Here is an 11943-nt window from a genome sequence, read left to right as displayed (position 1 = left end):
GGTGGCGCAGGTCACACGCTTGACCGTCTTTACCAGAACTGGCCCCAAGGTTGACTGTCCCTTGGATGTGCCGCACCCGCGCGGGTTAGCTCGTCAGCGCTGCATGCGCCTCGCCGCCTCGGGTACGGGATCGGCTCGACGATCCCGACCCGAAGGCGGTTCAGCGCGATGAAGGCAGTCACCTGGCAAGGCGTCCACGACATGCAGGTCACCGAGGTGCCCGATCCCCGGATCGAGGAGCCGACGGACGCGATCATCAGGATCACGTCCACCGGCCTGTGCGGCTCCGACCTGCACCTCTACGAGACCCTTGCCCCGTTCATGGAGGCCGGCGACATCGTCGGCCACGAGCCGATGGGCATCGTGGAGGAGGTCGGCCCGGGCGTCAGCAACCTGAAGGTCGGCGACCGGGTCGTCGTGCCGTTCAACGTGTGCTGCGGTTCGTGCTGGATGTGCGAGCAGGGCCTCCACAGCCAGTGCGAGACCACGCAGAACCACGAGCACGGGACCGGTGCCAGCTTCTTCGGCTACAGCAAGCTCTACGGCCAGGTCCCGGGTGGCCAGGCGGAGTACCTCCGCGTGCCCTTCGCCGACTTCCTGCCGGTCAAGGTGCCGCACGAGCACGCCGACGACCGGTTCCTCTTCCTCTCCGACGTCCTGCCCACGGCGTGGCAGGGGCTGAAGTACGCCGATGTTCCCGACGGTGGCACCCTGCTCGTCCTCGGCGCCGGACCGATCGGTGACATGGCGGCCCGGATGGGCGTACGCGCCGGGCACCGCGTCTTCTCGGTGGACCGCGTGCCCGAGCGCCTCGCCCGTGTCGAGGCGTTCGGTGCCGAACCGCTCAACTTCGACGACGCCAACGACGTCGGCAGCGTGGGCGACGTGATCCGTGAAGCAACCGGCGGGCGCGGTCCGGACGCCGTCATCGACGCGGTCGGCATGGAGGCCCACGGCTCGGGCGGAGCCCAGGCGGTGCAGAAGATGACCGGCCTGTTGCCCGACGCCATCGCCGAGCCGATGATGAAGAAGGCCGGGCTCGACCGCCTCGCTGCGCTCCACACCGCCATCGATGCGGTCCGCCGCGGCGGCACCATCTCGATCTCCGGTGTCTACGGCGGCATGGCTGACCCCATGCCGATGATGCAGCTGTTCGACAAGCAGGTCCAGGTCCGGATGGGTCAGGCCAACGTGCGCCGCTGGACCGACGAGCTGCTGGCCATGCTGGTCGAGGACGACCCGTTCGGCGTCGACGCCTTCGCCACGCACCACCTCCCGCTCGCCGAGGCGCCCGACGCCTACGAGCACTTCCAGAAGAAGGAGGAGGGCATGGTCAAGGTGGTCTTCCAGCCCTGATCCTGTCTGGCGGGCGAGGTGCCGGCGAGGCTGGTGTTCGACATGCGGTGACCCGTCGCCGGACGGGCTCGGACGTCCGACAGGATGCGGGCGTGCGCATCGGGACGTGGAACCTCGCCGGACGCTGGTCGGACGGCCACCGAGCCCTGATGCTCGATGCCGACTGCGACGTCTGGTTGCTGACCGAGGTCGCCGAGCGGACGAGGCTGCCGGGCTACGCCGTCCACCACTCCCAGGGGTCGATCGCCAGACGCCGTCGATGGGCGGCGATCGTCAGCCGGCTGCCGATGACCTCGCGCCCCGACCCGCACCCCGCGAGCGCGTCAGCGCAGGTCGGCGCGACGACCTACGTCAGCTCCGTGCTGCCGTGGCGCGCCTGTGGCGCGCGGCCTCCGTGGGTGGGGGCCCGCCATGCGGAGAAGACAGCGGGCACCGTCGACGACCTGCTCCTGCACCTCCGTACCGCCGGCTCCCTGGTGTGGGGCGGAGACTGGAACCACGCGCTGTCCGGCAAGGAGTACGCCGGCTCGCAAGGTGGTCGGCGCGAAGTCATCCGCGCCCTCGACGAGCTCGACCTGGTGGTGCCCACGGCCGAGCTCGCCCACGCCATCGACGGCCTGCTCAGCATCGACCACGTTGCGGTCCGCAAGAGCACTGTCGCCACCGCGATGCGGGTGGAGGCGGCCCACGAAGGCGTGCGGCTGTCGGACCACGACGCGTACGTCGTCGACGTTGACGTGTGACGAGGGAGCCTCAGCCGATCCCGAGCCTTCGCGCCACCTCGTCGCCCGCCACCCGGCATACGGTCTCGGGGTCGCCCACGACGACCAGCTCGTCGGTGGCGCGGGACATCCCGACGTAGAGCCGCTCGCGGGCGCGATCGCGCGAGCCGTCCTCGTTGAGGCAGAGCACGACCGCGCGTCGCTCCAGGCCCTTGCACCCCAGCACGTGGCCGTAGAAGACGTCGTCGTCCCAGTAGGTGCGCCAGTAGCCGTCCTGGTCGTGGAAGTCGGTGCGCTCGACCTGGATCGGGTGGCGGTGCCCGGTGGTGAGCAGCGCGACGTGCTGCGGGTCCCAACCACCGTCGAGGAGGCGGTCGACCTCGTCGTCGGCGACGTCGAGCGGGTCCTCGCCGCCGGCGTCGAGGAAGCGTACGGCGGGGCCGTCGCCGCCGCGGGAGTACATCCGGCTCGGCGCCAGCGGACCGAAGGACTCGTGGATCTGCCGGGTGTTGCGGAGGTTGTGGTCGAGCACGAGCGGCACGAGCGCGACCGGTGGGCGGCCGAAGCGCGCGAAGATCCGCTGGTTCTCGTCGGAGTAGACGTAGAGCCCGCCCTCCTCCTCGTCGCGCAGCGCGCGCAGTACGGGGGTCCACCAGGAGTCGGCGAAGTCCTGGGCCTCGTCGACGATCACCGCGTCGTACTTGTGGCCGTCGGGCAGCGCGGTCGCCAGCTCCGCCATCTCGGCCGGCAGCCGCTCCTCCCAGAAGTCGCTGTCCGTACGGTCGCCGTCGGACGCCCCCCACTGCTTGCCGAAGGCGTGGAAGGTGCCGACGAAGGCCGGCTGGTGGTTGCGCGGCCAGGTGGCGACCTCGCGCCTGAGGTGCTCGGCCAGGCCGATGGAGTAGCAGAGCAGCGCCACCCGCTGGGGCTTGCGGTCCTGCAGCCCGCGGGTGAGCTCCTTGGCCTGCTGGAGCGCGAGGACGGTCTTGCCGCTGCCGGCGCCGCCGCGCACCTCGACCCGGTGGAGCAGCCGGGTGACCCGCAGGATCGTGGCCTGCTCGAGCGTCAGCCGGTCGGCGATGTCAGCACGCTGGTCGGCCTCTGCCCGGAGGTCGTACGTCGTGGGCAGCCGGCCGGTGAGGATCTCGGCGATCGCGTCGACGTCGTCGATGGTCGCGACCCGCTGGCCGTGCGTCATCCGCTGGGCGTTCTGGCGGAGCCGCCCGACGAGGTGGTCCTGGTCGTGCTTGTCGTGGAGCGCCCAGCGCGGCAGGTCGGGCAGCGCGAAGTCCGGCCCGAACTCGGAGTAGGGCGTGACGACGGCGTGCGACCACGCGACCCGGGTGCGGCTGCCCCACCGCTCGTCGCGCTCGACGTAGCCGCGGAGGGCGTACTTGCCGTCACGGGCCTGGTCGACGGGGTGGATGGTCGCCTCGTGGCCGCGGCGCATGATGCGCCAGCCGTCGTCCCACCAGACGCTGCCGCCCTTGACCTCCACCGTCACGATGCCGACGTCGGGCATCAGGACGACCAGGTCGATCTCGTGGTCCTTGCGCTCGTCGGTGAGCCGGAGGTTGGCGATGAGCACGTCGTCGGCGCCGAGGCTCATCCGCAGCCGCTCCCACACGGCCTGCTCGGACGGCGTGGCGAAGGTCGGGCTCTCCGGGATCACGCGCGGCATGCGACCACCCCATCACCGAGCACCGCCGCGCGTCCGCCGAACGCGGTCACCGGTTGGTCCCCGCCTCGTCCTCGTCGAAGAGCGCGAGCTGGTCGAGCTGCACCTTGCGCACCGGCGCGTCGACCATCAGCCGCAGCCCGGCACGCATCCGCGCGGCGAGGTCGCGGAGGTAGTCGTGCCGCGCCAGGAGGACCTTCTCCTTGCTGCGGTGCCCGAGCTGGCGTGCCTCACGGACCTTGCCGCGCATCTCCCGGCGGCGCTTCTCCGTGATGCGGAGGGCCTTGAGCAGCAGCCCGGTGTCGTTGCCATAGATCCGCACCATCGTGGCCGGCCCGACCGACCCGCGCTCCTCCCGCTCGAGCTCGGCCATCACGGCGTACGCCGTCTCGAAGCGGCTGCCCGCCCGCTCGGCCGCGGGCTCCGGCGCGGTGCGTACGCGCTCGCCGAGGTCGCGCGCCCACCCGTCGACCTGCGACAGCAGCCGCATGATCTCGCCGCGCACGGCCGCCGGCACCGCGACGCCGAGGCCGAGCTCGCGCGTGACGCTGATCCGCTGGTCGGACAGGAAGAAGGTCAGGCCGAACTCGGTGCGGTTGAGGCGGTTGACCTCCGCCAGCGCGGCCGGCTCGTCCGCCACGTCGTCGACGAGGATGCACGAGAGCAGCACGCGCGGGGCTTCCTTGTGGACCAGGACCCAGACGAGGCGGCTTTCGGTGGGCAGCGGGAGGTCACCCTCGTCGTCCCACGCGGGTGCCTCGTCGTAGGCGTCGGCGACCGCGAGGTCGATGAGAGCGCGCACCTCCTCGACCGACGACGGCTGCACCGCCTCGTCGAGGTCGGGCCCCTCAGTCCGCGGCTCGGGCGGCAGCGGGCGTACGGCTCCCTCCGTCTCGAGGCCCTCGGCGTCGAGGTAGACGGGGTGCAGCACGCCGTAGCGCTCGCGGACGGCGTCGACGACCAGCACCGCGGCCTCGTCGACATGACCCGACGTCAGCTCCACCGACTCCTCCGTCACTCCCCCGCGCAACGCCTCGACGATGAGGACCCCGTCGGCGACCAGCACCTGGCACCACGGCGCCGCCTCGTCGTCGGGCCCGGTGTCCACGATCACCAGACCCCCGGACCCCAGCTCCGCAAGGCGGTCGGCCAGCCGCTGCCTGAACCCCCGCCACGCCGTCTCGACCGCGTCGTCCCACCGACGCTCCAGCTCGTCGCCCATGCCTTCGACCCCCTGACCGGATCGCCCCCGCGATCCCCACGAGCACGACTCTAGGGACGGCCACCGACAGTGACGTCCCGTCGACGGCGCCAGGACCGACCAGGGCAAGACCGCCACCACCGACAACCAGAAGCCGGACGAGCAGTTGATCAGCGCGGTCGGTGGGCGGGTGCGGAGGACCGCATCCGCCAGGTCACCAGCGCCAGGTCCAACGCCGTACGCCGCTGTCGGTCGTCGGGAGCCAGGCCGCCCAGCAGGCGGCTGATGCGTTCCAGGCGGGCGTACATGGTCTGCCGGCGGATGCCCAGCGCGGCCGCAGCGGTCGTCTTGGACAGACCCGCCTCCAGATAGGCGTCGAGCGTACGGACGAGCTCCGAGCCCGTCCGGGCGTCCTGGTCCAGCAGGGGCCCCAGCTGCTCGTCGACGAAGCGCTCGAGCTCGGCGTCGGCCACCACCCCGGAAAGCAGGTCGTAGACGCCCAGGTCGCTCGCCAGCACCAGGCGCGAGCGCAGGCTGAGCTTCGTGGCCAGCGTCGCCGCCTCGATCGCCTGGGGCACGGAGCGCGCGAGACCCGTGACGTCATCGACCGTGGCGCCGGCCGTCATCAGGCTCACCGACCCGCCCACGGTCGCGCTCAGCTCGGCATCGATGGAGTCGAGCAGACGGGACAGCCGCTCGCGGAGCTCGGCGAAGGGCAGGCTCGCGGCGATCAGCACCTGTCCGTCCACCTCCGCCGCCACACAGGTCTCGAGCACGCGCCGCGCGGCGTGCACCACCGCATCGGCGCCGGTCCGGCCCGACGTGAGGGTCGTGGTGCGGACGACCAGCGCCAGCAGCCGCTTTCCCGGCTGGGCCGAGAGCCCCAGGGCGGAGGCGCGTTCGGCGATGTCCGCCCCCGAGACGTACCGGCCCGAGGCGAGGTCGCGGAGCAGCGCGGCGGCCGACGTGCTCGGGGTGACCGTGGCCGCGTCGCTGTGGGCCAGAAAGACGGCCAGCGAGCCGGCGCAGTGCTCCACGAGGCGTCGGTGCTCGGACCCGACCCCTCTGACCGCGAGCCTCGCCCACGGCCCCGTGCCCACACCGACCTCCCAAGCGTCGTCGGCACCCTCGACGTCGGAGCCCGCAGCGAGGGTGCCGTCCATCCGGTAGAGGCCGACCAGTCCCCCGCACAGCTCGGCGACGGCATCCACGAGGTCGGGCAGCCCGTCGCCGCCCACGAGCCTGCGGTTCATCTCCGCGGAGGCGCGTTCGAGGGCGCGCAGCTCCTCCACCTGGTGGTCGAGGAGCATCGGGTGGACGGTCTCGGTGACCTCGATGAAGGGCACGACACCGTGCAGGACGACCAGGGGCAGGCCGTGCTCGACGGCAGCCGACACGAGCGCTTCGGGCGGGCGGGTGAAGGTGCGCCCCAGCTCGAGGAGCAGGGCCGCGACGTCCTTGCGCGCCAGGGCGCGGACGTACGCCGCCGTCGCCTCCGGTGACGCACCCACCAGACCCAGCCCGGTGGTCAGCAGGACCTCGCCGCCGCGCAGCAGTGGCCAGATCTCGTAGATCTCCGAGGTGTGCACCCACCGCACGGGTCGGCGAGCCAGGTCACCCCCGGACAGGACCTCGGGACGGGCCTCGCTGAGCACGGGCAGCTCGAGGAGGTCCTGCACCGTGATCGCCATGTCGACAGCATGACGTCACCGGTCCCGCTCCGGCATGACGAAGTGTCCGGTCGTTACCGCATCGAAATGACGCTTCGACCCTTGTCGTCCGCTGCAGGTCGGGGGTTGAGTTGCTGTCGAGGCGGAAACAGCCGCGACCCGCGGGGCCACCGCTCCTGACAGCACGGAGACGCTCATGGGCAAGCAGACACGTCGTACCTGGCGGCACCGGGCACTGGCCGGGGTCGCGGCCGCGAGTATGGTGGCCCTGGCCGCCTGCGGCGGCACCACCGGCGAGGAGACCACGGGCGGTGGCGGTGAGGGCACGGAGGACCTGCCGCTGATCTACGGCGTCTTCGCCACCCCGCTCGAGGAGCCGTGGGACGGCGCCATCCACGCCGCACTGCAGAGCGCGGTCGAGGACGGGACCATCGAGTACAAGCACGTCGACAACGTGAACACCGCCGACGCCATGGAGCGCACGCTGCGCAACATCGCGTCCAGCGAGCAGCCGGACGCGATCATGGGCGACGCGTTCGCCGCGGAGGAGGCGGTCCGCAAGGTGGCGGCGGAGTTCCCCGACATCCCCTTCGCGTTCGGCTCGGGCGAGGACCCCGTGGAGCCCAACATGAGCGTCTTCGACAACTGGCTGCAGGACCCGGCCTACCTCGCCGGCATGATCGCCGGCGGCCTGACCGAGAGCGACGTGATCGGCGTGGTCGGGGCGATGCCCATCCCGGAGGTCAACCGGATCGTCAACGCCTTCGTCCAGGGCATCAAGGAGACGAATCCGGAGGCCACGGTGAAGGTCTCCTTCATCAACACCTTCTTCGACCCCGCAGCTGCCAAGCAGGCCGCCAACGCCCACGTCGCCGCCGGTGCGGACGTGCTGTTCGCCGAGCGCGACGGGGTCATCGCCGCCGCGGAGGAGGCGGACATCCCGGTCATCGGGATGATGGTCGACCAGGAGGAGGAGGCCCCCGAACACGTCGTGACGTCGCTGATCTGGCACATGCGGCCCACCGTGGACGCGGTCGTCGAGCAGGCCGAGAACGGTCCGGCCGCCGTCGACCTGGGCGAGTACAGCTTCATGAACGTCGGCGGCAGCGAGCTTGCCCCGATCAACACCGACGTCGTCGGTGGCGTGCCGGAGGACCTCGTGCAGCAGGTGGAGGAGAAGGAGGCGGCGATCATGGACGGCTCCTTCACCACACCGGTGGACGAGTCGGCGCCGGCGGGCTCCATCGACGTCTCGCGTCAGTGAGCACCGCCGCGCCGCTCCTCGAGCTCGAAGGCATCACCAAGCGCTTCGGAGACCTGGTCGCGAACGACTCGCTGAGCCTGTCCGTGGGGCGCGGTGAGGTGGTGGCCATGCTCGGCGAGAACGGAGCCGGCAAGTCGACGCTGATGAAGATCGTCTACGGCCTCGTACGCCCGGACGCCGGCGTCATCCGCATGGAGGGCCGGACCCTCAACGTCCGGTCCCCGCGCGACGCGATGGCCGCCGGGATTGGCATGGTCACCCAGGAGTTCTCGCTGGTGGAGACGATGACGGTCCGGGAGAACATCGCCCTGTCCGGTGTCGGCCTCGGCCGGATCGACGCCCGCCAGCACCGCGCCCGTGTCGAGCAGGCCATGGAGCGCATCGGCGTGGACCTCCAGCCGGAGCGCCTCGTGTCCACGCTGTCCATCGGCGAGCGACAGCGAGTGGAGATCGTGAAGGCCCTGTTCCACGACTGCCGGGTACTCATCCTGGACGAGCCGACCGCCGTGCTCACCCCTCAGGACGTCCGGGCGCTGTTCGTCACGATCGAGCGGCTGCGGGCCTCCGGACTGGGCGTGCTCTTCGTCTCGCACAAGCTGCGTGAGGTCGCGGAGATCTCCCACCGCGTGGTGGTGCTGCGGCGCGGCACGCTGGTCGGCGAGCGCGTCACCCAGGAGGTCGGCAACGCCGAGCTGGCGGCCCTGATGATGGGGTCGACCACGACCTCGACCACGACCACCACGGACACCGACACCGCCGCCGCCGTGGGACTCTCCGTCCCGGCGACGAACCGGGACGCGACCTCCCCCGCGTCCCCGGACCCCGGCGCGCGCGTACCGGCGCTCAGCCTGACGGACGTGACGTACGAGGTCCGCGGCCATCCGGTCCTCGACGGCGTCAGCCTGCAGGTGATGCCCGGCGAGATCGTGGGCGTCGCGGGCATCAGCGGCAATGGGCAGACCGAGCTCACCGGGGTGCTGGCCGGCACGCTGGCGGCCAGCCGCGGACGGGTCGAGGTCGCCGGTCAGGACATCACCCGCAGCAGCGTCGGCGCCCGGCTGCAGGCCGGGCTCGGGCGGCTCACCGAGGACCGGCGTGGCAGCGTCGTCCCGCAGCTGAGCGTGGAGCAGAACCTCGTGCTCGAGGACCTGCCGTCGTTCGCCCGCCGCGGCGTCCTCGACGGCGCGGCCGTCCGTCGGCACGCCGAGGAGCTCATCGAGCGGTTCGACATCCGGGCGACCCCCACGGACGTCATCGCCAACCTCTCCGGAGGCAACATGCAGAAGGTGCTCCTGGCGCGGACCCTGGCGCGCCGGCCCCGAGCACTGGTCGCCGCACAACCCACCCGCGGCCTGGACGTCGGCGCATACCGCTACGTCCACGGCCGCCTCGAGGACGTGAAGGCGCGCGACGGTGGGGTGCTGGTGATCTCCGAGGACCTCGACGAGCTGCGCGCGCTGTGCGACCGCATCCTGGTCCTCTTCCGCGGCCGGATCACAGCGGAGGTGGCTCGGGCAGAGGCCACCAGCGACCGGCTGGGACGTCTGATGGCCGGCGAGGTGAGCGCATGATGCGCCTGGTGCTGCGCGGCAGCGAGCCACGGTGGGTCGCGCCCGTGGCGGTCCTGGTGGCGGTGCTGGCCACGGTCGTGCTCACCGCCATCCCCATCCGCATCGCCGGCGCCAACCCGCCGGCGGCGTTCGAGCGCTACCTGGTCCAGCCCCTCAGCTCGGCGCAGGGGATCTACGAGGTCCTGTTGTCCGCGACGCCGCTGCTGTTCACCGGCATCGCGGTCGCCATCGCGTTCCGCGCCGGTTACTGGAACATCGGGGCCGAGGGTCAGTTCCTCATGGGCGCCGTGCTGACCACCTGGTTGGCGCTGACGCTCCCGGACCTGCCGGCCGTCGCCGCGCTTCCCCTCGGGCTCGTCGCCGGCGCGGTCGGGGGCGCCGGCTGGGCGCTCCTGCCTGCCTGGCTGAAGCGGCACGGTCGCATCGACGAAGTGGTGACCACGCTCCTGCTCAACCCGGTCGCCCTGCTGGTCGTCCAGGGGCTCCTCAACGGCCCGTGGCGCAACACCGCGAGCGGCTTCACCGACTCCGACCGCTTCGGCAGGGGCTACGACCTGCCGGAGATCGTTCCCGGCACCCGGGTGCACTGGGGGTTCGCGGTCGCCCTGCTCATCATCGCCCTGACGTGGTTCGTCCTCAGCAGGACCGCGGTCGGGCTCCAGGTGCGGGCCACGGGCGCGGCCCCCGACGCGGCCGCCTTCAGCGGGGTGCCGGTCGGCCGGCTGCGGTTCCGGGCCGCCCTGGTGTCGGGCGGCATCGCCGGCCTGGGCGGCGCCTCCCAGGTGATGGGGGTCCAGCACCAGCTCACCCAGGGCATCTCCAACAACTACGGGTACACCGGCATCATCGTGGCCACCCTGGGTGGCCTCACCGCGCTCGGTGTCGTGCTCGTCGCGGGTCTCCTCGGGGACATCACCGTCGGAGCCGAGAGCGTCTCCCTGGTGCTGCAGGTGCCCACCCAGCTCGGTGACATGTTCGGCGCCCTCCTGATGCTGACCGTGCTGTCCGCGCTGAGCTGGCGTCGCTACCGGGTCCAGTGGCGACCACCGCGACGTGCCGCTGAGGACCCCGAGCGCGAAGAGGTGGGGCACCGATGAGCATCAACCTCCTGGCCGCCCTGTCCGCCATGCTGGTCGTCGCCACCCCGCTGGTGTGGGCCGGCATCGGCGAGCTGATCGTCGAGAAGACCGGCGTGCTCAACCTCGGCATCGAGGGCACGATGTACGCCGGCGCCTTCACCGGCTTCCTCGTCGCCCTCCGCACCGGCTCTCCGTGGTGGGGTCTGCTCGCTGCGATCCTCACCGGGGTCGTCGCGGGGCTGGCGATGGCGGTCCTGTCCGTCACCCTGGGCCTCAACCAGCACGTCTCTGGACTCGGCCTGACGCTGCTGCTCATCGCCGGGTGCGAGTTCACCTTCCGGATGCTGTACGCCGGCGGACGGCCGAAGCTCGACGACAAGTTCGACGCCTGGCTGTCCGACGTACCGGTGCTCGAGCAGCACTGGCTGACGTACGTCGCCTTCCTCGTGCTGGCTCCGGGGACGTGGTGGGTGCTGCGCTCGACCGGCCTGGGTTACCGGATCCACGCCGTCGGGGAGAACTTCGAGGCCGCCGAGGTGGCGGGGATCTCGGTGAACGCCACGCGGTACGCCGCCCTCGCCGTCGGCGGCGCGTTCATGGCCATCGGGGGAGCGTTCCTCACCCTCGCCGTGCTGGGCAGCTTCACCCTCAACATCATCAACGGACGCGGATGGGTGTGCATCGCGCTCGTCATCTTCGCCAAGTGGCGTGTGTGGCCCGTCGTGCTCGGCGCCCTTATCTTCGCCGTCACGGACGCCCTCCAGCTCCAGCTGGCCATCACCACGGCGTTCAGCGACGTCCCGCGCGAGGTGATGCTCGCGCTCCCCTACGTGGCGGTGATCACCGCCCTGGCCGTCTGGGGCCGCAAGGTGCACTACCCGGGGTCCTACTTGAAGGCCTACCGGCGTGCCTGACACGAGGAGTCATCGATGAATGACGAAGAGCTGCTCGCCCTCGCCATCGCGGAGGCGCGCGCGGGCGCGGCGGAGGGAGGGATCCCGATCGGCGCGGCCCTCGCGCAGGGAGACCGCCTGCTCGGGGTCGGCCACAACCGCCGGGTGCAGCTGGGCAGCGCCATCCGGCACGGCGAGACCGACTGCCTGGAGAACGTCGGGCGCCTGCCGGCCAGCGTCTACGCCGGGGCCACCATCGCGACCACCCTGTCGCCGTGCGACATGTGCACCGGCGCGATCCTGCTCTACGGCATCCCGCGGGTGGTGGTCGGCGAGAACACGACGTTCTACGGCGGCGAGGACTACCTCCGCTCCCGTGGCGTCGAGGTCGTCGTGGTCGACGACGAGCAGTGCAAGGCGATGATGCGGGACTTCATCGCGGCCAACCCGCAGCTGTGGAACGAGGACATCGGCGAACCCGCCTGAGCGCGGACCGAGCCGGTCCAGAC

Annotated in this window: 10 protein-coding genes; 7 read left to right on the top strand and 3 right to left on the bottom strand. The window is 71.5% G+C overall.

The window, feature by feature from the left end; genetic code table 11:
- Positions 1 to 168: 168 nt before the first annotated feature.
- Positions 169 to 1356: a zinc-dependent alcohol dehydrogenase gene (locus AC57BS_RS11595; RefSeq protein ID WP_496411595.1), complete on the top strand. Its 1188-nt coding sequence runs from the start codon at positions 169 to 171 to the stop codon at positions 1354 to 1356.
- A gap of 92 nt (positions 1357 to 1448) precedes the next feature.
- Positions 1449 to 2099: an endonuclease/exonuclease/phosphatase family protein gene (locus tag AC57BS_RS11590; protein WP_496411594.1), complete on the top strand. Its 651-nt coding sequence runs from the start codon at positions 1449 to 1451 to the stop codon at positions 2097 to 2099.
- Between the two features lie 10 nt (positions 2100 to 2109).
- On the opposite strand, the gene AC57BS_RS11585 is transcribed toward AC57BS_RS11590, so the two are convergent.
- The 3 genes from AC57BS_RS11585 to AC57BS_RS11575 all read right to left on the bottom strand — a co-directional run bounded on the left by AC57BS_RS11585 (position 2110) and on the right by AC57BS_RS11575 (position 6648).
- The gene (locus tag AC57BS_RS11585; RefSeq protein ID WP_496411593.1) at positions 2110 to 3759 is read right to left on the bottom strand and encodes a nuclease-related domain-containing DEAD/DEAH box helicase; all 1650 of its coding nucleotides are present in this window, start codon (positions 3757 to 3759) and stop codon (positions 2110 to 2112) included.
- Between the two features lie 46 nt (positions 3760 to 3805).
- Positions 3806 to 4978, bottom strand: coding sequence for a T3SS (YopN, CesT) and YbjN peptide-binding chaperone 1 (locus tag AC57BS_RS11580; protein WP_496411592.1), 1173 nt, complete (start codon positions 4976 to 4978; stop codon positions 3806 to 3808).
- 149 nt (positions 4979 to 5127) lie between these two features.
- A complete protein-coding gene (locus AC57BS_RS11575) occupies positions 5128 to 6648 on the bottom strand; it encodes a PucR family transcriptional regulator (protein WP_496411591.1) in 1521 nt (506 codons plus the stop codon).
- Between the two features lie 175 nt (positions 6649 to 6823).
- Between AC57BS_RS11575 and AC57BS_RS11570 the strand changes: the two genes are divergently transcribed.
- The 5 genes from AC57BS_RS11570 to AC57BS_RS11550 are packed head-to-tail and all read left to right on the top strand — an operon-like array spanning position 6824 to position 11920.
- The gene (locus AC57BS_RS11570; protein WP_496411590.1) at positions 6824 to 7891 is read left to right on the top strand and encodes a BMP family protein; all 1068 of its coding nucleotides are present in this window, start codon (positions 6824 to 6826) and stop codon (positions 7889 to 7891) included.
- A complete protein-coding gene (locus AC57BS_RS11565) occupies positions 7888 to 9462 on the top strand; it encodes an ABC transporter ATP-binding protein (RefSeq protein WP_496411589.1) in 1575 nt (524 codons plus the stop codon). Before AC57BS_RS11570 ends, AC57BS_RS11565 begins: the two co-directional genes overlap by 4 nt.
- Positions 9459 to 10559, top strand: a complete 1101-nt coding sequence (locus AC57BS_RS11560) for an ABC transporter permease (RefSeq protein WP_496411588.1) — start codon at positions 9459 to 9461, stop codon at positions 10557 to 10559. Before AC57BS_RS11565 ends, AC57BS_RS11560 begins: the two co-directional genes overlap by 4 nt.
- Positions 10556 to 11455 (top strand): ABC transporter permease, encoded by a 900-nt coding sequence (locus tag AC57BS_RS11555; protein ID WP_496411587.1) that lies wholly within the window; start codon positions 10556 to 10558, stop codon positions 11453 to 11455. Before AC57BS_RS11560 ends, AC57BS_RS11555 begins: the two co-directional genes overlap by 4 nt.
- A 15-nt stretch (positions 11456 to 11470) precedes the next feature.
- On the top strand, positions 11471 to 11920 hold the full coding sequence (locus tag AC57BS_RS11550; protein ID WP_496411586.1) for a nucleoside deaminase: 450 nt from the start codon (positions 11471 to 11473) through the stop codon (positions 11918 to 11920).
- The last annotated feature ends 23 nt before the right edge of the window (positions 11921 to 11943 follow it).

The sequence above is a fragment of the Nocardioides sp. BGA-UO-ETr-FS32 genome, from assembly GCF_059567905.1.
The sequence above is the reverse complement of the archived record's forward strand: the minus strand, read 5'-3'. Positions and strand labels throughout refer to the sequence as shown.

Coding starts and splice junctions, on each gene's coding strand:
- AC57BS_RS11595 (WP_496411595.1), top strand. CDS start 169: ATGAAGGCAGTCACCTGGCAAGGCGTCCACGACATGCAGGTCACCGAG.
- AC57BS_RS11585 (WP_496411593.1), bottom strand. CDS start 3,759: ATGCCGCGCGTGATCCCGGAGAGCCCGACCTTCGCCACGCCGTCCGAG.
- AC57BS_RS11580 (WP_496411592.1), bottom strand. CDS start 4,978: ATGGGCGACGAGCTGGAGCGTCGGTGGGACGACGCGGTCGAGACGGCG.
- AC57BS_RS11575 (WP_496411591.1), bottom strand. CDS start 6,648: ATGGCGATCACGGTGCAGGACCTCCTCGAGCTGCCCGTGCTCAGCGAG.
- AC57BS_RS11570 (WP_496411590.1), top strand. CDS start 6,824: ATGGGCAAGCAGACACGTCGTACCTGGCGGCACCGGGCACTGGCCGGG.
- AC57BS_RS11560 (WP_496411588.1), top strand. CDS start 9,459: ATGATGCGCCTGGTGCTGCGCGGCAGCGAGCCACGGTGGGTCGCGCCC.
- AC57BS_RS11555 (WP_496411587.1), top strand. CDS start 10,556: ATGAGCATCAACCTCCTGGCCGCCCTGTCCGCCATGCTGGTCGTCGCC.
- AC57BS_RS11550 (WP_496411586.1), top strand. CDS start 11,471: ATGAATGACGAAGAGCTGCTCGCCCTCGCCATCGCGGAGGCGCGCGCG.